At 36.6% G+C, this 26737-nt stretch carries 30 protein-coding genes; 19 read left to right on the top strand and 11 right to left on the bottom strand.

The features are described 5' to 3' along the window. The first annotated feature begins 42 nt into the window (after nucleotides 1-42). The 8 genes from FGD67_RS11110 to FGD67_RS11145 all read left to right on the top strand — a co-directional run bounded on the left by FGD67_RS11110 (nucleotide 43) and on the right by FGD67_RS11145 (nucleotide 8627). Nucleotides 43-1524 (top strand): ATP-binding protein, encoded by a 1482-nt coding sequence (locus tag FGD67_RS11110; protein ID WP_257171262.1) that lies wholly within the window; start codon nucleotides 43-45, stop codon nucleotides 1522-1524. Then, nucleotides 1511-1963, top strand: coding sequence for a response regulator (locus FGD67_RS11115; RefSeq protein WP_257171263.1), 453 nt, complete (start codon nucleotides 1511-1513; stop codon nucleotides 1961-1963). Before FGD67_RS11110 ends, FGD67_RS11115 begins: the two co-directional genes overlap by 14 nt. Before the next feature lie 34 nt (nucleotides 1964-1997). Continuing rightward, on the top strand, nucleotides 1998-3974 hold the full coding sequence (locus FGD67_RS11120; protein ID WP_257171264.1) for a response regulator: 1977 nt from the start codon (nucleotides 1998-2000) through the stop codon (nucleotides 3972-3974). Nucleotides 3975-4205: 231 nt separating this feature from the next. Further along, nucleotides 4206-4634 (top strand): hemerythrin domain-containing protein, encoded by a 429-nt coding sequence (locus FGD67_RS11125; RefSeq protein WP_257171265.1) that lies wholly within the window; start codon nucleotides 4206-4208, stop codon nucleotides 4632-4634. A 61-nt stretch (nucleotides 4635-4695) separates the two neighbouring features. After that, nucleotides 4696-5658 carry a phospholipase A gene (locus FGD67_RS11130; protein WP_257171266.1) on the top strand — a complete coding sequence of 321 codons (963 nt, stop codon included), beginning with the start codon at nucleotides 4696-4698 and terminating at the stop codon, nucleotides 5656-5658. A gap of 35 nt (nucleotides 5659-5693) precedes the next feature. Then, a complete protein-coding gene (locus FGD67_RS11135; RefSeq protein ID WP_257171267.1) occupies nucleotides 5694-7307 on the top strand; it encodes a diacylglycerol kinase family protein in 1614 nt (537 codons plus the stop codon). A gap of 117 nt (nucleotides 7308-7424) precedes the next feature. Continuing rightward, complete coding sequence (locus FGD67_RS11140) at nucleotides 7425-8402, top strand: mechanosensitive ion channel family protein (protein ID WP_257171268.1); 978 nt, start codon at nucleotides 7425-7427, stop codon at nucleotides 8400-8402. A 75-nt stretch (nucleotides 8403-8477) separates the two neighbouring features. Next, a complete protein-coding gene (locus FGD67_RS11145; RefSeq protein WP_257171269.1) occupies nucleotides 8478-8627 on the top strand; it encodes an entericidin A/B family lipoprotein in 150 nt (49 codons plus the stop codon). Nucleotides 8628-9144: 517 nt separating this feature from the next. Here FGD67_RS11145 and FGD67_RS11150 read toward each other — a convergent pair. The 4 genes from FGD67_RS11150 to FGD67_RS11165 form a co-directional block, all read right to left on the bottom strand. Next, nucleotides 9145-9696, bottom strand: coding sequence for a BON domain-containing protein (locus FGD67_RS11150; protein ID WP_257171270.1), 552 nt, complete (start codon nucleotides 9694-9696; stop codon nucleotides 9145-9147). Nucleotides 9697-9871: 175 nt separating this feature from the next. Beyond that, entirely contained in the window at nucleotides 9872-11197 is a 1326-nt protein-coding gene (locus FGD67_RS11155) for a DUF2254 domain-containing protein (RefSeq protein ID WP_257171271.1), read from the bottom strand. A 531-nt stretch (nucleotides 11198-11728) separates the two neighbouring features. Beyond that, nucleotides 11729-11803: a hypothetical protein gene (locus tag FGD67_RS21895; protein ID WP_373567882.1), complete on the bottom strand. Its 75-nt coding sequence runs from the start codon at nucleotides 11801-11803 to the stop codon at nucleotides 11729-11731. A gap of 6 nt (nucleotides 11804-11809) precedes the next feature. Beyond that, nucleotides 11810-11986: a DUF1328 family protein gene (locus tag FGD67_RS11165; RefSeq protein ID WP_257171273.1), complete on the bottom strand. Its 177-nt coding sequence runs from the start codon at nucleotides 11984-11986 to the stop codon at nucleotides 11810-11812. Between the two features lie 702 nt (nucleotides 11987-12688). Here FGD67_RS11165 and FGD67_RS11170 point away from each other — a divergent pair. The 3 genes from FGD67_RS11170 to nrtS all read left to right on the top strand — a co-directional run bounded on the left by FGD67_RS11170 (nucleotide 12689) and on the right by nrtS (nucleotide 15476). Continuing rightward, the gene (locus tag FGD67_RS11170) at nucleotides 12689-13441 is read left to right on the top strand and encodes a hypothetical protein (protein ID WP_257171274.1); all 753 of its coding nucleotides are present in this window, start codon (nucleotides 12689-12691) and stop codon (nucleotides 13439-13441) included. Nucleotides 13442-13486: 45 nt separating this feature from the next. Beyond that, a complete protein-coding gene (locus tag FGD67_RS11175; RefSeq protein WP_257171275.1) occupies nucleotides 13487-14965 on the top strand; it encodes a bifunctional diguanylate cyclase/phosphodiesterase in 1479 nt (492 codons plus the stop codon). 403 nt (nucleotides 14966-15368) lie between these two features. Then, nucleotides 15369-15476 (top strand): nitrate/nitrite transporter NrtS, encoded by a 108-nt coding sequence (gene nrtS / locus FGD67_RS21900; RefSeq protein ID WP_373567759.1) that lies wholly within the window; start codon nucleotides 15369-15371, stop codon nucleotides 15474-15476. 188 nt (nucleotides 15477-15664) lie between these two features. Here the strand turns inward: nrtS and FGD67_RS11180 are convergent, their stop codons facing one another. From FGD67_RS11180 to FGD67_RS11190, 3 genes are read right to left on the bottom strand one after another with little or no spacing between them, the layout of a single operon-like run. Then, entirely contained in the window at nucleotides 15665-16099 is a 435-nt protein-coding gene (locus FGD67_RS11180; protein WP_257171276.1) for a hypothetical protein, read from the bottom strand. Between the two features lie 14 nt (nucleotides 16100-16113). Further along, a complete protein-coding gene (locus FGD67_RS11185; protein ID WP_257171277.1) occupies nucleotides 16114-16641 on the bottom strand; it encodes a redoxin domain-containing protein in 528 nt (175 codons plus the stop codon). A 24-nt stretch (nucleotides 16642-16665) separates the two neighbouring features. After that, entirely contained in the window at nucleotides 16666-17286 is a 621-nt protein-coding gene (locus tag FGD67_RS11190; protein ID WP_257171278.1) for a DoxX family protein, read from the bottom strand. Between the two features lie 116 nt (nucleotides 17287-17402). On the opposite strand from FGD67_RS11190, the gene FGD67_RS11195 reads away from it, so the two are divergent. The 8 genes from FGD67_RS11195 (at nucleotide 17403) to FGD67_RS11230 (ending at nucleotide 22254) form a co-directional block, all read left to right on the top strand. Continuing rightward, on the top strand, nucleotides 17403-18062 hold the full coding sequence (locus tag FGD67_RS11195; RefSeq protein ID WP_257171279.1) for an RNA polymerase sigma factor: 660 nt from the start codon (nucleotides 17403-17405) through the stop codon (nucleotides 18060-18062). Nucleotides 18063-18069: 7 nt separating this feature from the next. Beyond that, nucleotides 18070-18345, top strand: a complete 276-nt coding sequence (locus FGD67_RS11200; protein ID WP_257175103.1) for an anti-sigma factor — start codon at nucleotides 18070-18072, stop codon at nucleotides 18343-18345. A gap of 32 nt (nucleotides 18346-18377) precedes the next feature. Next, on the top strand, nucleotides 18378-18911 hold the full coding sequence (locus tag FGD67_RS11205) for a DinB family protein (RefSeq protein WP_257171280.1): 534 nt from the start codon (nucleotides 18378-18380) through the stop codon (nucleotides 18909-18911). Nucleotides 18912-18918: 7 nt separating this feature from the next. Then, nucleotides 18919-19173 carry a hypothetical protein gene (locus FGD67_RS11210; RefSeq protein ID WP_257171281.1) on the top strand — a complete coding sequence of 85 codons (255 nt, stop codon included), beginning with the start codon at nucleotides 18919-18921 and terminating at the stop codon, nucleotides 19171-19173. A 4-nt stretch (nucleotides 19174-19177) separates the two neighbouring features. After that, complete coding sequence (locus tag FGD67_RS11215) at nucleotides 19178-20017, top strand: cupin-like domain-containing protein (RefSeq protein ID WP_257171282.1); 840 nt, start codon at nucleotides 19178-19180, stop codon at nucleotides 20015-20017. A 268-nt stretch (nucleotides 20018-20285) separates the two neighbouring features. Then, nucleotides 20286-20612: a hypothetical protein gene (locus FGD67_RS11220; RefSeq protein WP_257171283.1), complete on the top strand. Its 327-nt coding sequence runs from the start codon at nucleotides 20286-20288 to the stop codon at nucleotides 20610-20612. 81 nt (nucleotides 20613-20693) lie between these two features. Continuing rightward, nucleotides 20694-21560: a DUF692 domain-containing protein gene (locus FGD67_RS11225; protein WP_257171284.1), complete on the top strand. Its 867-nt coding sequence runs from the start codon at nucleotides 20694-20696 to the stop codon at nucleotides 21558-21560. Next, nucleotides 21538-22254, top strand: a complete 717-nt coding sequence (locus FGD67_RS11230; protein WP_257171285.1) for a DUF2063 domain-containing protein — start codon at nucleotides 21538-21540, stop codon at nucleotides 22252-22254. The genes FGD67_RS11225 and FGD67_RS11230 overlap by 23 nt, the downstream gene beginning before the upstream one ends. Nucleotides 22255-22853: 599 nt before the next feature. Here FGD67_RS11230 and FGD67_RS11235 read toward each other — a convergent pair. The 4 genes from FGD67_RS11235 to FGD67_RS11250 form a co-directional block, all read right to left on the bottom strand. Then, nucleotides 22854-23060 (bottom strand): zf-HC2 domain-containing protein, encoded by a 207-nt coding sequence (locus FGD67_RS11235; protein WP_257171286.1) that lies wholly within the window; start codon nucleotides 23058-23060, stop codon nucleotides 22854-22856. Nucleotides 23061-23065: 5 nt separating this feature from the next. Further along, nucleotides 23066-23701 carry a sigma-70 family RNA polymerase sigma factor gene (locus tag FGD67_RS11240; RefSeq protein ID WP_306556743.1) on the bottom strand — a complete coding sequence of 212 codons (636 nt, stop codon included), beginning with the start codon at nucleotides 23699-23701 and terminating at the stop codon, nucleotides 23066-23068. Nucleotides 23702-23938: 237 nt separating this feature from the next. Next, the gene (locus FGD67_RS11245) at nucleotides 23939-25705 is read right to left on the bottom strand and encodes a lysophospholipid acyltransferase family protein (protein ID WP_257171288.1); all 1767 of its coding nucleotides are present in this window, start codon (nucleotides 25703-25705) and stop codon (nucleotides 23939-23941) included. A 33-nt stretch (nucleotides 25706-25738) separates the two neighbouring features. Further along, nucleotides 25739-26095, bottom strand: coding sequence for a hypothetical protein (locus FGD67_RS11250; RefSeq protein WP_257171289.1), 357 nt, complete (start codon nucleotides 26093-26095; stop codon nucleotides 25739-25741). Nucleotides 26096-26737: the final 642 nt, after the last annotated feature.

The following is a 26737-nucleotide window of genomic DNA, read 5'->3' on the forward strand; positions in this document are numbered from 1 at the left end:
AAAAACATTAACTTGATCGTTTTTAACCCAAAGTGAGTAACTATGCCGATTAAAAGTCTTTTTGAAAACGCAGTATTCAACTGGGTTTTAATTTCCTCTATTGTTATCTTGATGATAATTACTAATGGTATATTGGCTTTAAAAACCATTGAAGACTTATCCTCCACCCAAAATAGCTTATATAATACCGGCGATATCATTGTTGAATTAGATGATTTACATAACTTAGTGTTAATGGCTGAAACCGGCCAACGGGGTTATTTACTAACTGAAATAACAGAGTATTTAACGCCTTATCAAGATGCTTTAGGTCGTTTATGCGCACAGCTTAATGATACCAAGAAACTACGTTCTGAAGTGCCAGGGCAAGCAAAGCGTATCGCATCATTAATCCTACTTGTTGAACAAAAAATAAATGAATTAACAAAAACCGTTGAATTAGCCTTAGCTGAGAAAGAAAAAAGCGCGCTAAAACAAGTAATGACGGGTAGAGGCCGAGATCTATACAAAGAGCTAAGAGCTGAACTTGAGCAAATAAAAACGTTGGAAATAAACTACAGAAACTCATTGTTTACCGTACTTTCCGCGGTTGAACGTGAAGCTAAAGCGACTTTTATTATTTCCGGCATAACCAGTGCATTATTACTATTAGGTTTGGCATTTTTTGCTAAATTAAATGCCCGAAGTGAAGCTAAACATCGCTTACAGCTTGAACAGCAAAATGAGATGTTAGCTGAAAAAGTTGCTATGCGCACTAAAGAGCTGACCCTGTATTCAGATGAGCTATCACGCAGTAACCGAGAATTAGAAGACTTTGCTTTTGTCGCGTCACACGACTTACAAGAACCGCTACGAAAAATTCGTGCTTTCGGTGATAGATTACGCAGCAATTACGGCCAATTACTCGATAAAACTGGCGCCGATTACATCAACAGAATGGGGAACGCAGCAGAGAGAATGTCAAATTTAATCAATGATTTGCTAGAGTTCTCTCGTATTTCAACCCGCGGAAAACCTTTTATAGCGGTTTCATTACAGCCAGTTATTGAAAGTATTATTGAAGATCTTGAGATCAGCATCAAAGAGAGTAATGCAAGCATAGTGTTAGGTGCATTACCTATCATCAATGCCGATCCAAGCCAAATGCATCACCTTTTTATCAACTTAATTTCTAACGCGATTAAGTTTCGTCAGCCCGATATTAAACCTGTGGTCGAAATACAATACTGCCAAGCAGAAGTCGCGATGGAGCAATGGCATATTATTACCGTGAAAGATAACGGTATTGGTTTTGAACAAGAATTTGCTGACAAAATTTTTGTGCCCTTTCAGCGATTACATGCTAGAGCTGAATACAAGGGTACCGGCATTGGTTTAGCCATTTGTCGACGAATAGTAGAACGACATGGCGGAAAAATTTCAGCCCGCAGTGAACTAGGTCATGGCACATTATTCAGGATAGAAATCCCTGTTGATAACGCTTTAATTAACATAATCGGAGATAATTTAAATGCACAACAGTAACGCCAAACCTATCACTATTTTAATGGCTGATGATGACGAAGATGATCGCATACTGACGCAAGATGCCTTAAAAGAAAGTCGAGTACGAAACTCACTATTTTGCGTTGAAGACGGCGTAGAATTGCTTGAATATCTGCGCAGACAAGGTAAGTACAGTGATAAAAAAGATTCGCCAAGACCTGGCTTGATATTACTTGATCTTAATATGCCAAGAAAAGATGGCCGAGAAGCATTAAAAGAAATTAAAGCCGATCCAGAACTAAAAAACATACCGGTGGTTATTCTCACCACCTCAGTACAAGAAGAAGATAAAATTAAAGGCTACAATTTAGGTGCCGCTTCTTATATTGCTAAACCAGTAAATTTTGAAGGTCTGGTTGAGCTAATGAAAGTACTAGGTCGATATTGGATAGAGTTTGTTGAACTACCCAATGAATAAATTACCTAATAAATAACACTAAGATATGAAGCATATGGCAGATAAAATCGCTCGAGTACTCCTCGTTGAAGATGACGAAGATGATTATATTCTTACCAGCGACTACCTCAGACAACTAGACTCACACCAGTTTGAGATTGATTGGGTAACCAACCCAACAAAAGCACTTGAGCAACTGAGTTTAGGTAAGCATGATATTTGCCTGCTCGATTATCAATTGGGTGCTTATAATGGCTTAACGGTATTAGAAAAAGCCTCAAAAAGTGGCTGCTCTATCCCTATTATTATGCTGACCGGACAATCTGACGATGCTTTAGATCAGTCTGCACTCGCGGCCGGAGCGGTTGACTACCTTGTTAAAGGCGAAATTACCACCTCACGATTTGCCCGTGCAATCAGATACGCCTTAGCACGACAAGAAATTGAAAATGAACGCGTTGAGCGCATTAACGCTGAAACTCGCAACCAATCAAAAGATCGCTTTCTCGCACATTTAAGCCATGAACTCCGCACACCATTAACATCAATACTCGGTTATACCGAAATATTACTAAATGATAATAAAGCACCAAACGCAAAGTCTGAGCTCAATATCATTTTAAATAATGGTCGACACTTACTCGGACTGCTAAACAATGTGCTTGATTTATCTAAAATTGCCGTCGGAAAACTTGAATATAATGTTGGTAAAATAAAACTAGACAGTTTCATTGCTGATATTTTTTCTTTAATGAAAGTGCACGCCGCTGAAAAAGCACTTGAGCTGGTCTTGCATACAAAAACACCACTGCCGCTATGCATTCAAGCTGATTCGGTACGGCTACGGCAAGTGTTAATTAATTTGATTCACAACAGCATTAAGTTTACCGAGCAAGGTAAAGTTGTACCCAATATCGGCATAACAATAGTCAATAATAAAGAAATGCTCAGTTTTACCGTTTCAGACACCGGCCAAGGCATCCCAAAAAATATGCTAGAAACTATCTTTAAACCATTTGAACAAGTTGAAGATATTATTTCTAGAAAAGAGCAAGGAGCCGGTTTGGGGTTATCAATTTGCTCTGAGTTAGTGGCACACATGGGTGGCACCATTCAAGTGACATCAGAAATTAACAGCGGTAGTCATTTTACCTTTAGCATTGACCCCGGCGATATTACCGCGCAACCGCGCACCACACTTGCTTTTGACCAACAGCATTCATCAAGCACAGCATTAACACTCCCTCAGTTACAGGGACGGGTATTAGTGGTTGATGATATGGATGATATTCGCTTACTTATCGGCCATAACTGCCAATCATTTGGCTTAGCGGTAAGTTATGCCGCTAATGGCTTACAAGCGCTTGAACAGTTTAAATTAGCAGGTGCTCGTGGAACACCATTCGACCTTATGCTGATGGATATTCATATGCCTAAATTAGACGGCAAACGGGCGATAAAGGCGTTAAGAAAATTAGGCTTTAATAAGCCGATCATCGCTATTACTGCTGCAACAATGAAAGGTGTAAAGCAAGAACTCATAGACATTGGCTTTAACTTGATAGTGCCTAAACCTATTGACAAGGCTGAGCTATATCGTGGCTTAGCAAGTTACCTTAAGCTTGATAATCAAAGCACTTGCAGCAGCGCTAATGCTATGTTTAATAACAACGCAACCGTACTACAACAACGTATTATTGTCGTTGAAGACGATAATGATGCTGCTGATATTACCGTACTGCTACTTGAGTCGCTAGGCGCCAAAGCGGTAAAAGCCACCAGCGCACAGCAATGCCAAGCCCTACTTAACACTGAAGAAAATTGGAGCAAAATATTACTTGATTTACACTTACCTGACGCCAACGGGCTAGATTTAGCACGTACTATCCAGCATGCTTATCCTGCTATAGAGCTCATACTCGTTAGTGGCGCAACTGTACCTGAACAAGCCTTAAAACAAGCCGGAATTACTCAAGCGATATTAAAACCAGTTAATCGTGAGATTTTGCAAAACCTACTAGCTCAACTTTAGCTCTCCGCTTACAGCTATATGGCGCTTTGTGCACCATAAAAAAATTACTCTACACCGTGTAATTTTTGCCAACTCATCAAAAAAATCATTACTGTTTACACACACAAAAACAAGAATAAAACAAATAAACTAAAATAAACTAAAATAAAACAATCACATACCAACAGAACGATTATTTGGTACATATCTCGCTTAACTATAATCAGTTAATCAATAAATAGAGGTACCAACATGGATATTTTTGCCGCTCTGCGTAGCGATCATGAAAAACAACGCTTATTGATGAAAATGCTGGTGGAAACCACAGGTGATTCTGCGAGTCGTCGAGATTTTTTTATCGATTTAAAGCAGCAATTAACTCAACATTCACTTGCCGAAGAACGCTATTTTTATGCGCCATTAATGCAACTCGATAGCACTATCGAATTAGCTCGACATGCTATTGCTGAACATCACGAAATAGATGAGTTTCTTGCCCAATTAGAACAAACAGATATGGACTCTCCTGCTTGGCTTAAAATCATGAAGTCCTTACAGCATAAGGTTCTGCATCATTTAGCTGAAGAAGAAAGAGAGTTTTTCCAACAAGCAGGCAAAAACCTTAGCGCAACGGAAAAAACTGACTTGGCCGTACAATATCAAGCTGAGATGAGCCATTAAACCACACGCTCGAATACCGCTGGTCGCTGTAATTTAGCAGCGACCCATTAATAGGATAATTATGATCAAATCAGTAGTATTTTTCTCTAATAATTTTTCTAATAAATTAACGTTTAAAAAAATTTTAACTTGCCAAAAAACATTATTCACCGCAACCGCTATTTTTCTTGTTAGTTTCAATGTTATCGCACAACAAAAACACATTGAAACAAGCACGGTATCAATATTTGATGAGCGTGCAGAGTCGGTTAATCAAGCCGTAGCTAATCCCTTTGCTTTATCACAACATCGACTAAACTATATATTGCCATTCACCTATGTCAGTAGCCCTAACACGCTTAGTGCTAGTGGTTTAAATACTGAAAATGTTGATCATATGGAAGCCAAATATCAAATCAGTGTAAAGCTACCTATTTATCAAGAATACTTAAGTAGCTCTGGGCTTTACATGGGGTTTACCGCCGTGTCTTATTGGCAAGTTTATAACAGTGAGGCCTCAAAACCGTTTAGAGAAACAAACTATGAACCTGAATTGTTTTATGCTTGGAGAAATCAACTTTCTTTCGCGGGATTTAAGTTTAACCAAATTCGCTTAGGGTTAAGTCATCAGTCAAATGGCCAAAGTGGTTTGCGTTCTCGCAGTTGGAATCGAGTATTTGCTTCTGCCATGTTCAGTGACGATGACTCGTTTTATCACATTAAAGCTTGGTACCGCATTAAGGAAGATAAAAAAAATAATCCCTTTGACTCCAACGGTGATGACAACCCTGATATCACCACATTTATGGGTCATACCGAGTTTGGTTACGGCACTAAGTTAGGCAAAGTTAATATTATGGCGTTAGTTAGAAATAACCTTAAAACTAGCGAGAACAAAGGTAGTGTAGAACTTAATTTGTCTTACCCAATCAATACAAGATACGATTTTTTATTGCAATACTTTAATGGTTACGGCGATTCACTAGTGGACTATAACCGTCACCAAGAGCGAGTAGGTGTTGGTATTCAGCTTAAATTTATCTAGTAACTTATTCAACAATAACAAATTGGAGCAGCTTTATGTTCATTGTAAAATATTACATTGTCGGTGCAATCCTTGCCTTTATCTCTCTATTGCTCAGTACTGAGTTATATTTCAAGGTGATTTGGGCATGGATCGGGCTGTCATTAACGCTAGTCAGTCTAGCCTATGTTTTTGATTTACCGTGGATTTTCAGAAAGAAAATCAATGGCAGTATTCCTTTTTATATTCGTTGGCTTTTTATTCCGTTTCTACTGGGGTCACAGCTATATAACTTTTATGCGAGGAAATATGACAAAGTGCCTGCCATCCAAAAAATTGATCAGCAATTATTCCTAGCATGTCGACTGTTTCCTTCAGACATTCCTACTTTGCAAAAAGCAGGAGTGACTGCAATATTGGATGTGACCGCAGAGTTTGATGGCCTTGATTGGACAGCAGAAAATGAGCAATTAGATTACTTAAACTTGCCGGTATTAGATCATAAAAGCCCTAAGGCGGAAGAGCTGATAAAAGCAATTTATTGGCTTGAAAATCATATTTCTAATACCCGTGGCGTAGTTATTCATTGTGCATTAGGCCGTGGTAGATCAGTATTAGTGATGGCGGCTTATTTATTGAGTAAAAATCAATCTTGGTCAGTCGAGCAAGCATTAGCGAAAATTCAAGGCATACGCGCCACCGCAAACTTAAACAAAGTACAGTTAAATGCCTTAAAACGTTTCCATCAAGAGGGCTTATTTAAACTGCAAGCACCATTATGGATAATTGCTAATCCAGTGTCTGGTGGCGGTAAATGGCCCGAAAATAAAGCTGAAGTTATTGAGCGTTTATCGCCTTATTTCTTGCTGCATATTCTAGAAACTACCAAACAAATTTCAGCAGCGACATTAACACAGCAAGCAATTAACGATGGCGCTAAAACTATTATCGCCTGTGGTGGTGACGGTACTGTAACCGAAGTAGCTGGAGAGTTAGTTAGCACTGACATAACGATGGCCATATTACCTATGGGCACAGCCAATGCACTTGCTCATGTATTGTTAGGCTTTAGCACCAAATTAATTCCCGTCGGTGTCGCTTGTGATGTCATTGTTGCCGGACAAGTTAAAAAAATTGATAGTGCAAAATGCAACGATGCACTGATGTTGTTACTAGTGGGTTTAGGGTTTGAACATAAGATGATAGCCAGCGCTAATCGAGAAGCAAAAGATGTCAGTGGCCAACTTGCCTATCTGCAAGCCTTGTGGCAAGCCGTTAGCAGAAATAAAATGTTAACGCTACAAGTTAGCATTGATGACTTACCCTCAAAAACGATTGAAACGGCGAGTCTCGTCATCGCTAATGCCGCACCTTTTACCACCATATTAGCACAAGGAGGCGGTGAGCCCGGTATTGATGACGGTTTACTTGACATCACCTGGATACCTCCTCAACAAGATATGACAAATAACGTATTGAGCTTAGCTGAATTAGCGCTTTCAGGTTTATCTGAGCAAGTTAACCCTTTACAGAGTGAGCATATAAGCGCAAAGAAAATTGCGATAACTGCCGACCATGAAATTGAATATGTTATTGACGGTGAAGTGTTTCATGCCGACGACTTACATATTGAGATTATACCTAAATCATTAAGTATTCTTGCCAGCTAACCATAGTGCTTGGCAACTTAACAACTTTACTATCAATAATTTGCAAGCAGTTTAATGGCAATATCTAGGAGCCATAAAATTGACTAAAAAGCCAATAACCAGAAAGTAAGGACAAAAATGGAACTGATTGAACTAGAAAAATTTTGGCAACTTATTAACGAAAAACTGCAACTCTGGTTAGAAACTGGCGTTAAACATTTGCCTAATATCGTCGTAGCCATTTTGATCGCGATTGTATTTGCTATCATCGCTAGAATTGTTGGTCAGGTAACTCAAAATGTATTACGAAAAACTTTAGATTCTCGACAAATAGCAGACTTATTATCGTCAATAATCAAAGTATGTGTATTACTGACAGGCATGTTTGTCGCATTAGATTTTATTGGCTTAAAAGGTACCGTAACCTCGCTACTGGCTGGTGCCGGTATTATCGGCTTAGCAATCGGCTTTGCCTTCCAAGATATGACCGAAAACCTCATTGCCGGTATTGCGATGGGCATCAGAAAACCCTTTCAAATCGGCGATATTATTGAAGCAGAAAAAGTCTTTGGTACGGTAAAAACCATTAATTTACGTAATACCCTCGTTGAAACTTTTTTTGGACAACTCAAAATAATTCCCAATAAAATTCTGTTTAGAAATATCCTGACAAACTACACAACTAATGGCATTAGGCGTATCGAAATACCAGTCGGCATTTCTTATGCAGATGATCCTGAAGTGGCAGCCAAGGTTATTGTAGAGGCATTAAATGACTGTGATTTTATTATCAAAAAAGAAGAAACTGCCGTATATGGCGAAAGCTTTGGTGACAGCAGTGTCAACTTATTGGTTTGGTTATGGATAGATTACCCAGGTGAAACCGGATTTATGCAAGCTAGGCACACCGCGCTAGCAACAATAAAAACCGCACTAGAACAAGCAAATATATTAATACCCTTTCCAATTAGAACTCTCGACTTTGGCGCTAAAGGTGGAGAGAAACTTAATACCATGTGGCAGAAAAAAGCCAATATTGAAAGACAAAAAAAAGGCACGGAGGATACTGAATCAAACACTCCGGACGAAAAAAATGTCGAAGGCAAAAAAGCCTAGTTACGCCATACTGATACTGAAAAAAAACGAATATTATTCGTGATAGTTAAGCTCATAAACCAAGAGGAACAAAAAATGAAATATAAAACATACTATAGCAAGATAAAATCAGTACTAACTGTATTATTACTGAGTAGTGCCTTAGGTGCTTGCGCCACAATAGAAGGCGCAGGAAAAGATATAGAAAGTGCGGGAGAAGTCATTCAAGACGCCGCTGAGGGATAATAATTAGTGAGCGAAAACCTTTGAGCGCCAGACAAAACTGGCGCTAGCTTACTGTTATAAGCAAGCTAATATTTAATCTGACATCAAAGCAGCTGTGACTAAGCTTAGCTGTCATCAAACTGAATAACCGTTTGAGTGGGTGTCTGCTATTTATTGTGCTATTTAAATTAATTAGATCACAGACAAAAATGGCATTCAAGCTTAAAAAGCAACTTATCCAATATGAAAAAGACTCGAAAACATCTTTTTGGGAGATATTTACAGCAACAACTTCACGTTATCGGCACATATTGACAGGTTGAAATATGTGAGACACGAACATTTTTTGTCCGTTTAAACAACGTATAGCACACTACATATCACTACTAATTATTATGAGCTTTATTTTCGCTACAATAAAAAAGCTCCTCTAGAAGAAGAGGAGCTTAATCACTGGCTATTATTAGCAAGGTCAGCGCTGATCTGGCTCAAATTAACTTATTGAGCGATTTTTCATTCCGCGTTGGGATTAATATAATTAACTCGGTAATATTTTCAGTTCATTAACCACTTTAGTGACGTCTGTTGCACCTTTAGCGATAGCGCCAGCCAAGTCTTTAGCTTCTTTAGATTTAACAGTACCAGTGAGCGTTACTATCCCGCGGTCAACTTCTACTTCAATGTCTGTGCCACGGACCTCAGATTCAAAAAGTAAGCGCGTTTTTACTACTGTTTCGACTTTGGTATCTTTCAGCGTCTGCATTATATCTTTGTCTGAAATAGTGTCGTTATTCAACACAGTCAGTTTATTTTCAACGCTTTCAACGCCTTCTAAGTTTGCAATTAATTCTGCCGCAAGCGCTTTATCAACATCACTTTCAACTTTACCAGTGAGTGTCACTTTGCCATTTTTAACATCGGTATTGATATCAAACGAATCAAGGTTACCATTCAGTAATAGCGTTGTTTCTGCTTTACCATCAATCCATGCGTCTTTAGCACTATCCTTCCATGTGTTATCAGCTAAAGCTGATACCGAGACACTACTTAATGCTGCTACTACGAATAAAGAACAAATTGAATGCTTCATATTAATCTCCTTGTAATTAGGTCACATTACTTAATGCGATAATAATGCCAAAATCTATAGTATTGATTAATAACAATAAAAATAAAAATAGCATAGTCTTTGTTTTTCAACTTAGTGATAATTACAAAGTATTATGTAAAATTTTCACAGTGCTTTGCCAGCACATTTTGTACAGCTAGCGTAAATTATTTTTAGCCTGTGGGAGGGATATTTTTTCGATTCTAAGTAATAGTTCACCTCGGTCATGAGCACTCAAAGACTGTTTTGCTTGTTGCTGCTTAATCATCTCTGTTTGAGTTAAAACGAAGCTACGCTGCTCATCTGACTTTACTTGCGTTGCCAGTACTTGCAAAGAGTCCAGCATTTTTATGGTAACCGCAAGGTTGCTTTCACATTGTTGCCTGATTTGATCAAAAGCCGCTTTCGCAATATCAGTAAACGTTAGCTCTTTACAGACTAAACGAAGGACGCCATTGGCTAGAATATTTTTCTGAGGAAAAGTTTTATCTGTTAAACCACAAAGTACTGCAGACAGTTTGTCTATGCAGGTAATCGCGGTATATGGATCATTAATGCCTGGAGATAAGGCTCTTAATGCAATTTCTACCAGTTGATGTACAGCAAACTCAGGGTCCTGAACTGGCGTTCTACACGAGCCATAAATTGTATGCGCTATAATATTTTCGCTGATATCCAGATCTGTTTTATTGCTGCTATGAACAGTGGCAATTATTGTTTTTTCCACAATAAAGTCACCTGCTGAAAAGTGCAGTTGTATAACACAATGTGACTGTGACGCCAAATCAATTAAGCTATCTTTATCAATGAGTTGCAGGTAACCACTAAATGGAGCTATCACCTCAAACTTAGCCAAATGACATTTTTTTTGCTCAAGTGAAACTTTTGAATTAACAACATTTTCATTTGTCGCACTGGGAAAAAGCTTTGCTATATTCTGCTGTAATTCACAATAAACATCATCAATCACTACATCAGCCTGAATTGACATTGCAACATGGTGAATAAAGTAAACTAATATACAGACACTAAAACAGGTCATCACAATAGCAACCGCTATGGTTATACCAGGCTCAAAAGCATAGGGAGCCTTAAAACTGAGCGCACAAAATATTACGATACAAAATAAAAAAGTAGCAATAAAGGTACCTAGTACTATCTGGGTACCTTTATCCATCATAAAATTTCGCATTAAACGCGGGCCAAATTGTGAAGAAGCCAGCGTTAAAACCACAATAGTAATGGAAAAGGCAATACTGGTTACTGTGATCATTGCCGCAGCGATTGTACCTAACAACGAGCGCACAGCATTGACATCTGTTGCATACAAGAAGCTGATAGCACCTTTATTCGCTTGGCTATGCGTAGTATCGATGTAGAGTGTTATAGCAGCCAATAAAAAAGAAAGTATAATCATTAAACTTGGTACAAACCAAAAACTGGACTGCGTTTTTTCAATGAGTGGAGCGAGTTTGTTATTCATTGCCGATCCCTTGCTTTAGATATAAAAAAGTCATTGCGCCACAATCACCAGCATCACTAATCAAATTTTAGCTACAATGTTGTAATACATTTTAGGAATCATTTAAATTCACTATTAGGCATATATAGTGTAGCTGTTAGCTGAATATTTGATAACACCATATTAACAATGAATAGGCCGTAGACGATATTATACCAAGTCTATTAAATTTGTTCCCACTCAGAGCTTATCGGCACATTGCTATTTTCTAGGCAATAAAAAAGGCCTATTCAGGCCTTTTGAAACTTAGTTGCTGCCGATTAACAATCTTTATCTTCAGCGTTAACTTTCTCTTTTGCTTTTTCACAAGCATCTTCAAGTGCATTACCAGCATCTGTTGCCATATCACTGGCTTTTTCGCCAGCTTCTTCAAGCGCATTACCGGCATCGTCAACCATATCGCCGACGTTATCACCGGCATTTTCAGCAGCTTCACCTGCATCATGCACCATTTCATCTACTTTTTCACCTGTCGTTTCAGCTTTATCATCACTACAAGCGGCTAAGCCAAATACTGCAACAGAGATAATAAGTAAGCTTGATATTTTTTTTATAAAAGTCATAAATTTCTTCCTAAATTTTGGGTGATTTACCACGAACAGCATTGGCGATTAATGAGATAACCAACAATACAACGAAGATGAAAAAAATAATTTTCGCAATACCTGCTGCTGCACCAGCGATACCACCAAAGCCGAAGATTGCGGCAATAATAGCAACAACTAAAAAAGTGAGTGCCCAATTCAACATAACATTCTCCTCAGTTCATTAAGTATAAAACTACAGTTAACTTAAAGCGTAATTCATGCCAACAAACAAAACAAAATTAAACTATTGATAATAAACAATATTAATTTAAAAAGCACTTGTTATATGATTACTGGTATATAGCACAAAGTGAAATATTTACAGGCTAAGCGTGTATAACTTGCAGTATCAGCGAGTAATTAACTCATCTAGAACGAAATAAAGAAGCATCACCCTAGGTAACCTGAGTTCGGGATAATGGATGTGCGAAGAAATTAGTATAATACAATGTTTACAATCACTTTAGTCAATTTTTATAAAATTTGGCGCATAGTTTATTATCAATGTGATAAGTTTTGCGTGAATCAAGGCTGATTTGTGTACCTAATAGCGAGCTATTAGTAGCAAATTTAACGCTGATACACGCAGAAATCGTCGCATTGACGGACTTAGCTTACCCCAGACTCAGGTTAAGTAGTTAAAGCAAGAGTTTTTAAATCATTTAACGGTACTTCATTTGAGTGTTGAGCTGTAAACACGACAAATGCAACTTTAAGCTTTAATCAAACCAGAGAATTTATATATAAGAAAATACTTAATAGACTTGGTATTAGCTGAATAAAATTGAAGCTTTTCAGTAAAAGTGGAAATAAATTACTGAAAAAACCTATCTATAATTTATGGAATAAAAATTAAGTATTTTAAATGAATGGATTTTTAAAACCCTATTTGTTTCGAGCAACACTATTTTCTGGTCTAGCGCTTATATTAGGGCTATCGCTTTCTTATATTGTTTATAAGTCGTCAACAAAAGTGGAAAAAAACACTTTTGAACTGGTGAACAACTATATTCCTATTTTAAATAGTACTGGCCAAATCATTGAAATATTAATGGCTCAAGAACGAAATATTTATGAATATTTTGTCACACAAAATAATTCATTATTTTTAGCAAAGCAAAATGAATTCAATCAGACCCTTGCAGCACAGTACTTACTTATTACGCAACAAGGAGCATTCGCAAATGAAAGTACATTACTCTTTAAAAGCCAAAAACAAATAACCGCGCTATTCGAGAACTTTCACTCCACAATACAAAACAGAAACCGGTATAATGAAAATGATTACTGGGACGAATTAAGAATAATATTAGCCGAAATATCCGCTACCAGACGTGAGATGACGCCAGTATTAGCAGCGATAAAAATGTCAACTCAGCAGAACGTCATAAACGCAAAAAACGCCACACATCAACAAGTGGCAAAGAGTCATACTGTGGTGGCTCTTTATAGTTTCAGTATAATTCTTCTTGGTGCTCTTATTGCCTGGTATATTAGACAATCTATTGTAAATAATGCCAAAATGAATCGTTTAGCATTATTTCCTCATCGCAATCCCAACCCCATTTTGAGCATTAACAACAAAGGAAATATAGTTTTTTCTAACCCTGCATGTTAAGCATTATTACTTCAACTAGATTACACCAATAAAGAAATAAATAAATTGCTACCTCAAAATTATTCTACGCTTTGCCAGAAAATAAATAAAAGAAAACTGCAGTCTATATCTGTTGAGCAAACGATAAAAAAATATGTATTGCAGTACAATATTAATTATTTACCCGATATCGACGCTTATGATATCCATATAATTGATATCACTGAACGAAAAATAGCGGAAGAAAAAGTTAGAAGATTAGCTTTTTATCATCAAGTAACCAATCTCCCCAACCAATACAAGCTCAATGATGATTTAGTATCAGAAATAACACGCCAAAAAGAATTTTCTCTAGGTGTTTTTTCAATTAGAAATTTTAATAAGCTAGTAACTGCATACGGTGTTGAGGTCAGTAATGTTTTAGTTGATAAGTTCTGTGATCATCTAAAAACAACCCTCCCTGATGAACTACTTTTATATCACCTTAATGAAAATCAGTTTGCTTTAATTTACCGGGGGAAAAATGATGAACTCTCTTTGCAATTAATCGCTAAAAAAATTATTTATATTGCTGAAAAACCACTAATTACACTATATGGTGAGTTCTTTATTGAATTAGACTTTGGTTTTTGTTTATACCCAACTCATGGAGAAGACAAAAACCGTTTAATCAAAAATGCATTTTCAGCATTATCTGTTGCCCACGCTAATCAGCATGAATATTTTTCATTATTTTGCACTGAAGTTGAGTATGAAATTTTCCGAAATACCAACATGATCGATGATTTGAGAAATGCGGTTGTAAAAAATGAGTTATTTCTAGTTTTTCAACCGCAGTTAAATTTAGCCCAACAAGAAATAACAGGCATAGAAACCCTCGTTAGATGGAAGCGCGAAGGTAGCATAATATCGCCAGCCGAATTTATACCTTTAGCAGAACAATCTGGTTTGATCGTTCCTATTGGCCAATGGATTCTTGAGCAGGCGTGTCGGTTTACTAAAGAGTTAGTGAGTTTAGGTCATGCAGACATAGTGGTCGCGGTAAATGTATCCCCACGACAATTTTCGCATCCTGATTTTTTAAAATTAGTTCTTCAGACATTAAAAGATACAAAACTAAATGCAAAAAACTTAGAGCTTGAGATCACTGAGGGTGTATTTATGCATAACGAAGAGATGACCTTATGTGTACTTAATCAACTGAAGAAAAATGGCATACAACTCTCTATTGATGATTTTGGAACAGGTTATTCATCATTATCTTACCTAAAACGTTTTCCCATAGATAAACTCAAAATAGATCAATCGTTTGTTAAAAACTGCCACACTAATGATGAAGATAAAGCAATCATTAGTACCATTGTCGCCTTGGGGAAAAATCTTAACTTAACCATAATTGCTGAAGGCGTAGAAGAATTAGCTCATGTTGATTTTTTAAAAAGCATTCACTGTGATGAGATCCAAGGTTACTGGTATAGCAAGCCGTTGGAGCAAGATAGACTCATTGCTTTCATGGCAAACGCAGCCATAGAAAATATTAATTAAGGCTTTATCGACGTGAACAAGATAATACATTGATTTTCTTTGGCGATTAAAAGAAATACCTTAAAGCGCTCGATAATACCAAACCTATTAAGTTCGTTCTCTCTCAGCGCTTACCAGCGGTTTGAGAACAACGATCATTTTTTTGAATATAGTTATTCTATATGAAAGAAATTATCGGCGGTTATCGAATCGCTAGCAAGCTCCCCAAGGTTGATTTTAAAAGGCTTACAGGCCGCGTTATTGATTTTGACAATGTTCTCACAGGGATGTGAGTCATTAGAACAACGCAGGAGCAGTTGTCGAGAATAACCATTATCAAAATCAATACCTTGCCTACATGAGTGTAGGTACTTTGGTTCAATCTGGCACTGTGAACCTGTGCCGCTAAACCTTTTAAACTTCAATGACTGGGAAGAAACTTAATAGAATTGGTATAAAAGTAGCAACGATCGTTGGAACACTACTGATGTTAATTAATCATGGTGATATTATTTTTTTCTGGAGAAATTGAACTGCACCATAGATTAAAAATAATGTTGACTTATTTAGTCCCTTATTTAGTTTCGACCTATAGTAGTATTGAGGCTAAACTTGAGCAGTAATTAGTCTGATAATTCAGCATGAAGTCACCTTAAGTTAAAGCGTTTTTTATATCATGACACGCTAACACCATAAATTTCGCCTGATTAACAGCAAGAATTATTTAAGTGTATTTAAGAGCAATATAGTCTTATCTCTCATTTCATCAAGTTCAGCTAATATAGCATCAGCACTTTTCTGATCATTTTCAATCTGCTCCCAATTAAGCTCCCAGGTTACACTGAGTTTATCGGCATTATCAGGTAATGGTGCTGGTAACACTTGTGCTAGATCATGAATAGTTAACACATAGGCCCAGCCCTTTATTGAGTCACCTTGAGTTTCCAGCATGGGGTCGTATCTGCGGTAAAAGACTAATTCTTGTAATTCATTAAGCTTTGATAACACCATAAATGAAGCAAAGCGTTGGTTTCTATTACCTTCCGTTTGCTCATTACGCCATGTGTTATAACCGAGCCCTGTTAATGCCACCACAAGGCTTATTATCGCCACAGCATTTCGTTGAAATTGATTTAATAAATTGGCTTTTTGCATTTTGCAAACTCGGCTTACTCAAATGATTGTTGATGTGAAAATTCTTTTATACGATCAAAAGGCAAATGATCACCCTCATCTTTTCCATAGTACGCTTGATGTACCATACCATTTGAAGTAACTAGAAAATCTGCTGGCATTGTTGTCATGCTGCCTTTAATAGTGGTGGGTATATAACCCTTTGCCATCCCTTGTATCAGTGTTGGCATTCTAAAAAGCATTCCTTTAATAACGCCTAGAACTGAATGCTTAATACCATATTGCTTGTAATACCAATTATCTTCATCAGCTAAAATAGGAAATGGCGCATTATGTCCTTCCGCATGTAGTGTCAAGTTATCGATAGGTGAATCAAAAAGGGCGACAATAGTAAAATCATCCCCTAACTCACCATATCGTTTGACCAGTTCATGCATTCTCATATTACAAAAAGGGCAACTCGCAAAGCGAAAGAACGATAGCATAAAAGGTTTCCCTGCTATGCTATGCATATCAAATATTGTCCCGTCGATTGCAGGTAGAATAATATTTTTAATTTTCATATCATGAGCAATATACATCAATGTTTATGCTTTGGATGCCAGTGCTTTTTGCTCTTTATATAAGGCACGTTCAACCCAATAATCAACACTGACATAACGTCCAGCGCCAATAAACAATAAAGCTAATAACATAATAAAATAAGTAACCGAAAACTCGATACCGTTATTTAGCATTACCACACTGCCTGAAGAAGTAATATAGTCGTAATTGGTGTGCTCTTGCAGTACCTCTTTAACAATCGCCAATTTGTTTGAGGCCTCGATTACTCGTTCATTAGCAAAGGGGGCACTTGGGTCGGTAATCGCTTGCCAGCCGTTGTCCCAGTGAACCGTTCCTGCGGCAACAACCATAGTGAACATCAGTGGAATTGAAAACCACCTTACCGCAAAACCAAAGAAAAGCGCTATCGCACCAAAAAATTCAGTCGCGGTAGCTAAAATGGCCATAAGAAAAGGAAAAGGCAGCCCTAAACCCCATTCAGTATTGCCAAACCATGCAACAATTCCTTCAAAGCCTTCAATTTTTTTAGTGCCTGCCATCCAAAATACAGGAACCAAGTACATTCTCAGCATCAGCGGGGCTAAGAAATCAATTTTTCGGGTTTTGTTTAATAAACTATGAGTTTTTATTAGTAGTGATTTCAATGTCTACTCCTTGTAAAAAACTACTTAACATTGGAAATTATTAAATAGTGATTTTTAGATGAATATTCGTTAATTTAGTTATTTGATGCCACTCAATTAAAAAGGTTACAACTTTTTTGAAAAAACAAACTTCTGCCAATGTAGCTCTAGATAGTGAAAAAAAACTTATTGAGGGGCTATTGAAAAATGACAATTTGGCCTATGAAACATTGGTGCGCCAATACAGCTCGAAAATGTATGCCGTTGCCCGACGATTTTTTGGCACCAATGATGACGCGCAAGAATGTTTACAAAAAGCCTTTATTCAAGTATTTAAGAATATTCCATCTTTTAAGAAGGATTCTAGTTTAGCTACATGGCTACATCGCATTACTGTCAACGAGGCATTAATGATGATCAGACGGCGAAAAAGACAAAACACCACATCATTTGAGGATTTTACCCAACATTATAACGAGTATGGAGAGCGAACAGCATTTAGTGATAGTAACAACAATGAGTTAGGCTGCAGTTTAGCGAATAATATTGAAACTGTATTTGAAAAAAATGAAACAAAACTATCGCTAAATGAAATTATTTATCAACTCCCAGAAAAATATTGTAACGTTTTACTGCTTAGAGACATCCAAGAAATGAATACCAAAGAAACAGCAAAAATATTGTCTATATCTGAAGTGTCAGTAAAAACACAGTTACACCGGGCCAGATTGCTGCTAAAAGCAATTTTAGAGCAACATGACAAAGCAAACTCAGAAAATAATTGGAAGGTGAATTAAAGTGCTGATGATTAGACGGTTGATGACTAAATATGTGCCAGGCATGTTAACTTGTAAAGAAGTTGATAGCTTCATATATGACTTTCATGAAGGCAAATTAACCTATGTTGAAAAAATTAAGTTTAAACTACATTTGAGTATGTGCCCTGAATGTCAGGCTTATGTTAAAAGTTATAAAAATGCCATTCGCATGTCTCAATCAGCTTTTATAAAGCAAGATCCAATTGAAAAGATACCTGAAGAATTGATTGAAGTGATTTTGAAAAGTCGCACTAAAAAGTAGTTTTATGCTAAAAAAGTCGGAAGTAAAATAAAATGATTGCAAGTCAGTTGAAAATAATTGAACAAGGTATTTCATATCTTGAGTCGGTATCAAAAGCAGATTATACCGCTATCATATCACCGAATTTCATCAGTTCAACAGGCTCTCACATGAGACATATAATTGATCATTATCAAGCCATTATTTCAGGTCTAAACAAGGAACTGATTGACTATAATGTTAGAAGTCGTGGCAGCCAGTTTGAGTTATTACCAAGACTAGCCATTGGCAAATTAAATGAAATAACTGAGTGGATTGAGCAGCTTACAGAAGATAAACTTAATAAATTAATCACGCTCGCCACAGAGGTGTCTATCAGTAAGCAAAACATTCAACACGTGCAGACTTCTGTTGCCAGAGAACTGGTTTTTGCTAGCAGTCATGCGGTACATCATTACGCCATGATAGCTCAAATTTCTTTTGCACAACAAAACTCACAACCTCAGTCATTTGGCTTAGCCCCTGCTACCGCTACCTTTCTCAGACAATCAAGTAATCGAACCAACATCAAACAAAAAGGTTGTTGATAGCTTAATGTATACCTTAAGTTATTTACTTACTGATATTGGCTATGAGTTATTTTTCAATCGTGATGAACAGCGCTCACGGTTACCCGCTATTTCACCTAAGTTTAATCAAGCTAGAAGCGCTATTTATCCAGTAAATCCTCAGGGTGAAAATACTTGGCTTGCGGTCAATCAACAAGGTTTGACGCTGACATTATTAAATGATTATCAAGCGCCGCTTAAAAACAATCCTCATATTGTAAGAACAAGTAAACTGAATTAGCATCATGATCATTAATAGTCAGGAAATTGAATACCGCAATTTTTATCGTGATTTTATTCAGTCTAAAAAACCAATATTAATTAAAAGTGCCTTCAAGCCCAATACCTTAAACAAAATAGTTACTGACAAAAAAGACAAGATAAAACCTTTGTACTCACGTGGTGCAGCGCCGTTTCTTTATACTTACTTTGACGACAGTACCATTCGTAACTATGTATTTAATCTCCCTATTATTAAGTGTTTATTAGATAACCCAAATACTCAATTTAGAGAAAAAATGCGTTTGTGGCATCATAATAAAGGCAATATATCCTATTTTCACTACGATCAAAGGAGTACTGATTTATTAAATATATGTTTAAGTGGCTCTAAGCAGTGGTTACTCCTTCCCCCTGATGCGCCATTAAAGTGCTGGCCTTTTTATAACATTGCCTTACCTTTTCAAAGAAAGAAGAAGAAGCAAGCCATTTCACTCATTATGGAGCAGGGAGATCTAATTTACATTCCTCGAAATTGGTTTCATCAATTAATGACATTGGAACATAATACCAAAAATATTAATCTTATTTTTAATGACTTAACCGATAACCAAATGGCCACGAGAGAAAGAGAACTCACATCAATTAAGCGCTTATTCATTCCAAATTACATTTATGGCGATAATATCGCCATGCTAAATAATACTATTGATTCAGTGCCTATATTAAAAACATTGGCACGTCTATTCAGAGAATTATTACCTATTTTTATATTTATTTTCATAACTATTATTTTTTTATCTATACAGGCAGTTACTTTAGGCACTATAGCCATTAACACTATAATATTAAAACAGATTAGCTAACATTAGTCTGATGGTAAAAGTGACTATTCTTACCTTTCAAATAACCTTATACCAAGTCTATTAAGTTTGTTCCCACTCAGAGCTTAGAGGCTGTCACCTATAACTCTTACAAAGTCATAATTAATCTTATTCAAAATGGTTAATAAAAAAATAAATAAAAAAAAGTGTAAGAACTAGCGTGTCTACTACGACTACTAAGATGAACGCGCTGTTTAAGTGAACACCGCCATTTAATTAACAGTATAAAATCTATTTAAGGTATATATTTATGAAAACTTCATTAATCACTAGTTTGGTATTAAGTTCATCTATCGCATTGACTTCTGGCTCTGCAATGGCCTACGACAATCCATTTTCAGCTAATGCACTTGACTCAGGCTACCAACTTGCCCAAGTAGATACCAAGGCTCAAGAAGGTAAATGTGGTGAAGGTAAGTGCGGCGAAAGTAAAGGTAATGCCGAAAGTAAAAAAGCTAAAGAAGGTAAGTGCGGTGAAGGTAAGTGCGGCGAGAGTAAGCGCAGTACCGAAAGTAAAAAAACCAAAGAAGGTAAATGTGGTGAAGGTAAGTGCGGTGAAAGTAAGCGTGTTAGCTAAGTGATAACAAACTTGATTTAGGTCTAGAGAGGTACATTTATTCTCTCTAGACATTTTTTAAAACATTAATAAGGTCGACTTATGAAAAAACTTCAAGGTGCAGGTTTGAGCTTTCGCAGAGAAATGTTAAGTGATCTAAAGCAATTAGATACACCTGATGTTGACTTTTTTGAGCTAGCACCTGAGAACTGGTTGAACATAGGTGGCCAATATCAAAAAGATCTACGTTCATTTACTGAGCGATATCCGTTTATTTGTCATGGTCTGTCTTTGTCTCTAGGCGGCACTGAGCCACTCGATATAGACTTGTTAGGCCAAATCAAACAATTTATCAATAAACACAATATTGCATTTTATACTGAGCACTTGTCTTGGTGTACTGATGACGGACATTTGTATGATTTACTGCCAATTCCCTTTACGGAACAGGCTATTCAGTGGGTTGTAAGCCGTATACAGCAAAGCCAAGAATTATTAGGTATGCAAATTGGTATAGAGAACGCTTCCTACTATATAAGCCCGCCAAATGGGGAAATGTCTGAAGAAGAATTTATTTGTGAAATTGTAAAGCGCTCTGGCTGCTTTTTACATTTAGATGTTAATAATATTTATGTGAATAGCCAAAATTTCGACTTCAACCCTTATCACTATCTTGAAGCTTTGCCGCTACAAAAAGTCGGTTATATTCATGTTGCAGGTCACTTTACTGAGTCTGACGGGCTTATTATTGATAGTCATGGTGCTAAAGTAATAGACCCAGTTTGGCAACTCCTTAGCCACAGTTATTCATTAATTTCTGATGTGAAGACACCTACCTGCTTAGAGCGTGACTTTAATTATCCAGGTATGAATGACTTAATGAATGAAATAGAAATTATTAAGCAGCTACAACATCAAGCATTAACCAAACGTAACGGGATCATCTATGACAGTGCCAAACGAGCTTAGAGCATTCCAATTATCGCTTGGAAAATATTTACGTTTTCCCAGTACAGAAGCTTTACCTTTTGGTATTAATGCTCGACGAGCTAGGGTGTACGAAGAACTGTTGTTTAATAATGTTAGTGGTTTTATCAACACCTGCTTCCCAGTATCAAAAAGTTTAACAACTTCAGCGGTATGGACAACCATTAGCCGTGCCTTTTTTAAAGATTGGCGTGCAAGATCACCCTTTTTCAAGGATATACCTGAAGAGTTTTTACAGTACCTTCAGCAAAGCTCCACTTTGGATGATTTACCTGCTTGGTTTTTTGAGCTGGCCCATTATGAATGGGTCGAACTATACATTGACACTGCAGACACACAACCAATAGCTCCGCAAGCAGGGGAAATCACCCTTAATCAGCCATTATTGCCGTTAATTTATCAGTGGCCCGTTCATCAAATTTGTAAAGCATTTCAGCCAGAATCACCACAAGAAACTTGTTTAATTGTTTACCGAGATATAGATAATGAAACAAGGTTTATTGAAACAAATTCGGCCACTATCTTGCTGTTACAAATGCTAGCCGCGAAACCTTTATCTCAAGCAACACTCTATGAGAACTTAGCAACAGCATTTAATCGTCCATGTGATGAGAAATTTAAAGGTTTTTGTCAGTCGATAGTGAAAGAGCTGTCTCAACAACAGGTTATTTTATAAGACCATAAGCAACTAACTTAAGAGAGTTTTCATAAAAAATTGCAGCTTGTTTACTGGCGTTAATGAGCATTCAGCTCGTGCGCAATAGCCTCCCTTCACTGAAGCGTTATTGCACTAACATCAGAAAAATGGTGGCGACTATTCAATTGACATCTTTGCGACTGGTTGCCCAACATGTAAAAAATCACGGCGCACTAACCAAAATTTGACTCCCCCTCAAAAAGTAAAATTAAGCTACTTGTTGTTAATTGCAACCAGCAGAATAATTAAATTTATAACGGTTAGATAGGAACTAATAGCAAGTCTATTAGATTTGTTCCCACTCAGCGCTTTGAGAACAATGATCATTTTGTGAATATAGTTCTATATGAAGGAAATCAACGGCGGTTATCGAATCGCTGGTAAGCTCCCCAAGGTTGATTTTAAAAGCCTTACAGGCCACGTTATTGATGTCGACAAGGTTATCACAAGGATGTGAGTCATTAGAACAACGCAGGAGCAGTTGTCGAGAATAACCATTACCTTCAATCAATGCCTTGCCGCTAAACCTTTTCAACTTCACTGAACGGGAACAAACTTAGTAGCATTGGTATAAAACCCTATTCATCGAACTCATTTTCATCTTTACTGTTATTACCTCGGACATAATCGAGACTAATATGTCGAATACTCTCCATCTGTTTGCCAAAATTACGGCACGCTGAGCACATAGCAGTATGCATTGTTAGTGTTGTTTTTTCCTTCAAAGTCAACTTACGCTCCTGGGCATCGGATAAAAGTCGTGTTGCTTGTTTGCAATTCATCATTGCTACTACTCCTGTTTAAACCATTTATTCTCTAAGCATTCTCTTAGGCGAACTCTTGCTCGATAGAGCATAACGTGCAGATTGCTAGTAGAAATATCCAACGTACTACAAATTTCAGTACTTTCAAGTTCAAGGAACTCTCGCATCATGAAAAGTTGAGCCAAGTTTTCAGGTAAACCTGCCAAACATGTTTCGAATACTCTCCAGAAATGTTCGTCTTTCACCGACTCCATAGGTGCTGTCCACCCAATAGGTCGTTCTTCTAAATGCCAAAAACCACGCTCATTAAATAAAGTATCTGATATATCATCTGAGTCGTCATCAGAAAATTCACTGATGTTTATTTCTCTTTTTCGCTTGCGTAATATATCGATGATTTTATTCTTTAGAATAGCGAAAACCCATGTTTTGAAAGCTGATTTTCGACCAAAAGATGCTCTGTTTTTGTGTGCTGCTATCAAAGCTTCTTGCACAGCATCTTCTGCTAGCCCTTCATCTTTTAATTGTAATGACGCAAACTTATGCATATCTCGCCTTACTTTATTCATAAATTCTGCATCGTCAAATTTATTTTTTATAGTTGCAAAGTTTTGCCTTTCTGAATCATTTATTACCATTAACCGCGCACCTTTATAGCTCATTTTTTACAGCGCTATATAATGGAGCGCAATATTATATAAAGAAAGTTACCATCGTTTACAATCAAGAGGTTCTAACTCCTTAAACTCTCTAATACTTTAAATTAGACGGATGAAAGGTAAGTTTCTTACAAAACAGTTACTCTTGATAGTGTTTTTTACTTGTTTATAAGTACATCTAAATAACGATATTCAATAATAATTAGCTTAAGATTATAGGTTTTATTAATAGCCCCCAACCTATTTGCCGTAATTTAGGTACTTGTTTTTATCATTGCCAAGATAAAGCGTTAATAATTTATCAGGGGCGCTAGGTAAATCAACACTGAGCAGTAAACCCGGTGTATGATTGAAGTTTAAATCAATGCCCGTACAGTGAAATTTAGCACCCAATTTATGATACTGCTTCAATAATACTGGAATATCTTTGTTGTCTTGTTCAATGCCCATGACCAATGCTGATAATTGACTCAGTTCTAGTGGCTCAGCGTTAATAAAATCTTTTACTTCAGGATGAAGTTGCCCATCAAACCTTGCTTTAGCCTTAACGCCACTGCCCGTTGTTACCATAACTTCATTCATCAAGGCCACTGAACGTGGGTCATATAATTTACTTAGAGATACCGTACCATACAAGGTTCTATATCGAGGATTTTGGCCAACAAAAGCGCCTATGCCTTTCCATAATAATAGCAAGCCATGAAAACTGTTCTGGTGCGCTTCTACGATAAATGATCGTCCCATTTCTAAACAGGGCTGTTGTTGATTAATAAATTTAGCCTGAAAGTGAAACATTTGTGAGAGATAGAGTTGAGATACACCACCATTTTTTTGCAATAAATCTGTTTGACCAATTCGATACGCGCCAATAATTTCTTCCTCTTTATGATCGAAGATGAATAAGTGCATATAAGTCGCATCAAATTTATCAGTATCACAAGATTCACCACTACCTTCATTTAGTTTTCGAAAGGTAATTTCTCGCAAACGGGCAATTTCTTGCACACAAACAGGTATTTGATGCTGATAACCGTAATACACAGAAAAAGATTTAAAATCTAATAGGTGTTGCTTACTTGGTAAGTGAGATAACTCAGCTATGATTACTGAACTGTTTGCCGGTGGAATAATGTCTCTAAATGAGCTTGTTTCATCATTTTTTTGCCAGGGCCTAAAGTAATTTTCATCATTTAAATAACATTGCAGTCGAACAAAATCATTCATTTTTTCAATATCACCAAATTGTTTGAGTTGTTTAGGTTGAATTAAATTGTTTGTTTTTAAGCTGATATGATGCTGCTGTAATTTCAACATTTCACGCGCCAGCATTAATAAACGAAAGCGATAATAAATTCGGCCCATTCGATGAAATAGCTTACTATTAGTGCCAGATATGAACACAGGTAAAATGGGGGTTGCTGTTTTAGTGGCAATTTTAACGGCCAACCGATTCCAATCACCATCTGTTATTCGTTGTTTATCGGAATGATAAAAAGACACTCTTCCTGCAGGAAAAATAACTAATAATCCTTCATGTTTGATATGTCTAAAACACTGCTTAATTGCTGAGTTATTTATTGCTACTTGAGGTTTTAAGGGGTTGGCAAAAATAAAGTAATCATCAATTTCTTTAAACATTTTTAGACCGACATTGGCCATTATTTTAGTATCTGAGCGTAATGAAGTAAGTAAGTGCGCAATAATAACCCCCTCAATCATACCGTAAGGATGATTACATACCACAATGCATCGTCCAGTAAGAGGAGTTTTAGCTATAATACTTTCACCACCAGAGATTTGAACGCCTAATGCTGCTAGCAACTGCATCGAAAATTTTTGTTTGTCCAACCCCGATAATTGACAAGATAGGTATATCTTTCGTAATTTTGTTATGCCCAATAATCTATCAAGCAAGGGGCCAAGTACCTTCAGAAAAGCACCCGATAAGTTATTAGATGCTATAGAGGATATTCGTAAATCTGAAAGTGATTTTTCATGATTATTCATAATAAAATCATTACCATAACGATATAAATTAAACTAAGTATGTTTTGAGTTATTAAAGAATAACATCATAAAAACATCTTTTAGGCTCGCATTAAGCAACCAAGAGCTAAAGCTATTTTTTTGCTTTTTAGCCGAACGTGCTACTTTTTTAGCATTTTTTATAGAGGCGTTAGATTGCTGTTTTTTTTGCTGGGTTTTGATAGAAATTTGATGACGGCGCTCTTGAGCTGCATTAGCGCGCTCAGTAAAGCTACTTCTAGCCTCAGAACTCATAGTTGATAGTATACTGCCGCTACTACCCGCTTTACCTTTCACTTTAGTTCTAGGTCTTGGCGTACTACACATATTAACCCCCGATACATTAGATGTTATTAAATTTAAAATCAGCATGCATGTTTTTCATGCTTTAGTTTTAGATGTCAAAAAAACCTTATAAGTTACAAAAATTGGCAAATAAAAACACATTATTGATAAACACTTTAATTATCAGATAAATACTAAAGACTGTTCATTGATAAATTTTTCAATAATTGGATTTAGATTTAAAGCTGTGGTGTGAAAGTCTTGATCAAGATAACCCAGCCTACTAATTAAAATTTTGTTGGTGTTGCAAAGTTATCGCCAACCGAGGTACAAGACGCCAAAAACAAAGTTATTAATAACTTAAATTATTTTAAGCAACATAGTTCATCCTTTTTAGTTGTCTTGGCAACACACAACCATCAAATAGTCATCGATAACTCTTTTATCTTCCTCATTGAGATTTAAACTTTCCACCCCCAAGTTTTACTTTTTTTATATTTAAAAACTAAGAAAGATATTCTGGTCAAGCGACATAGTACACATTTATGAAAGAAGTGCTCGAAAATGGATTTTGGCTAGTTTAGCTAACTGTTATTTTGCTATAGGAAGTGAAGTAAATGCCGAGCATTATGAAGAAAGTTTCTTAGCAGAAGATCTTGCTGATTGGGAGCAATACACTTTTAATTAAGGAAAAATTACAGCCCAAAAAGCGTTTGAAAAATTAGAGGC

It is taken from the genome of Colwellia sp. M166, from assembly GCF_024585285.1.
Lineage (GTDB): Bacteria > Pseudomonadota > Gammaproteobacteria > Enterobacterales > Alteromonadaceae > Cognaticolwellia.

Bases quoted from the DNA above. Each gene is read 5' to 3' on its own strand.
- FGD67_RS11225 (WP_257171284.1), top strand. From the start codon at position 20,694: ATGAAAAAACTTCAAGGTGCAGGTTTGAGCTTTCGCAGAGAAATGTTA.
- FGD67_RS11250 (WP_257171289.1), bottom strand. From the start codon at position 26,095: ATGCTGATTTTAAATTTAATAACATCTAATGTATCGGGGGTTAATATG.
- FGD67_RS11215 (WP_257171282.1), top strand. From the start codon at position 19,178: ATGATCATTAATAGTCAGGAAATTGAATACCGCAATTTTTATCGTGAT.
- FGD67_RS11205 (WP_257171280.1), top strand. From the start codon at position 18,378: ATGATTGCAAGTCAGTTGAAAATAATTGAACAAGGTATTTCATATCTT.
- FGD67_RS11110 (WP_257171262.1), top strand. From the start codon at position 43: ATGCCGATTAAAAGTCTTTTTGAAAACGCAGTATTCAACTGGGTTTTA.
- FGD67_RS11165 (WP_257171273.1), bottom strand. From the start codon at position 11,986: ATGTTGAATTGGGCACTCACTTTTTTAGTTGTTGCTATTATTGCCGCA.
- FGD67_RS11180 (WP_257171276.1), bottom strand. From the start codon at position 16,099: ATGCAAAAAGCCAATTTATTAAATCAATTTCAACGAAATGCTGTGGCG.
- FGD67_RS11210 (WP_257171281.1), top strand. From the start codon at position 18,919: ATGTATACCTTAAGTTATTTACTTACTGATATTGGCTATGAGTTATTT.
- FGD67_RS11115 (WP_257171263.1), top strand. From the start codon at position 1,511: ATGCACAACAGTAACGCCAAACCTATCACTATTTTAATGGCTGATGAT.
- FGD67_RS11220 (WP_257171283.1), top strand. From the start codon at position 20,286: ATGAAAACTTCATTAATCACTAGTTTGGTATTAAGTTCATCTATCGCA.
- FGD67_RS11200 (WP_257175103.1), top strand. From the start codon at position 18,070: ATGATTAGACGGTTGATGACTAAATATGTGCCAGGCATGTTAACTTGT.
- FGD67_RS11240 (WP_306556743.1), bottom strand. From the start codon at position 23,701: ATGAGCTATAAAGGTGCGCGGTTAATGGTAATAAATGATTCAGAAAGG.
- FGD67_RS11230 (WP_257171285.1), top strand. From the start codon at position 21,538: ATGACAGTGCCAAACGAGCTTAGAGCATTCCAATTATCGCTTGGAAAA.
- FGD67_RS11145 (WP_257171269.1), top strand. From the start codon at position 8,478: ATGAAATATAAAACATACTATAGCAAGATAAAATCAGTACTAACTGTA.
- FGD67_RS11170 (WP_257171274.1), top strand. From the start codon at position 12,689: ATGAATGGATTTTTAAAACCCTATTTGTTTCGAGCAACACTATTTTCT.
- FGD67_RS11135 (WP_257171267.1), top strand. From the start codon at position 5,694: ATGTTCATTGTAAAATATTACATTGTCGGTGCAATCCTTGCCTTTATC.
- FGD67_RS11150 (WP_257171270.1), bottom strand. From the start codon at position 9,696: ATGAAGCATTCAATTTGTTCTTTATTCGTAGTAGCAGCATTAAGTAGT.
- FGD67_RS11155 (WP_257171271.1), bottom strand. From the start codon at position 11,197: ATGAATAACAAACTCGCTCCACTCATTGAAAAAACGCAGTCCAGTTTT.
- FGD67_RS11185 (WP_257171277.1), bottom strand. From the start codon at position 16,641: ATGAAAATTAAAAATATTATTCTACCTGCAATCGACGGGACAATATTT.
- FGD67_RS11140 (WP_257171268.1), top strand. From the start codon at position 7,425: ATGGAACTGATTGAACTAGAAAAATTTTGGCAACTTATTAACGAAAAA.
- FGD67_RS11235 (WP_257171286.1), bottom strand. From the start codon at position 23,060: ATGATGAATTGCAAACAAGCAACACGACTTTTATCCGATGCCCAGGAG.
- FGD67_RS11120 (WP_257171264.1), top strand. From the start codon at position 1,998: ATGGCAGATAAAATCGCTCGAGTACTCCTCGTTGAAGATGACGAAGAT.
- FGD67_RS11125 (WP_257171265.1), top strand. From the start codon at position 4,206: ATGGATATTTTTGCCGCTCTGCGTAGCGATCATGAAAAACAACGCTTA.
- FGD67_RS11130 (WP_257171266.1), top strand. From the start codon at position 4,696: ATGATCAAATCAGTAGTATTTTTCTCTAATAATTTTTCTAATAAATTA.
- nrtS (WP_373567759.1), top strand. From the start codon at position 15,369: ATGACTGGGAAGAAACTTAATAGAATTGGTATAAAAGTAGCAACGATC.
- FGD67_RS11245 (WP_257171288.1), bottom strand. From the start codon at position 25,705: ATGAATAATCATGAAAAATCACTTTCAGATTTACGAATATCCTCTATA.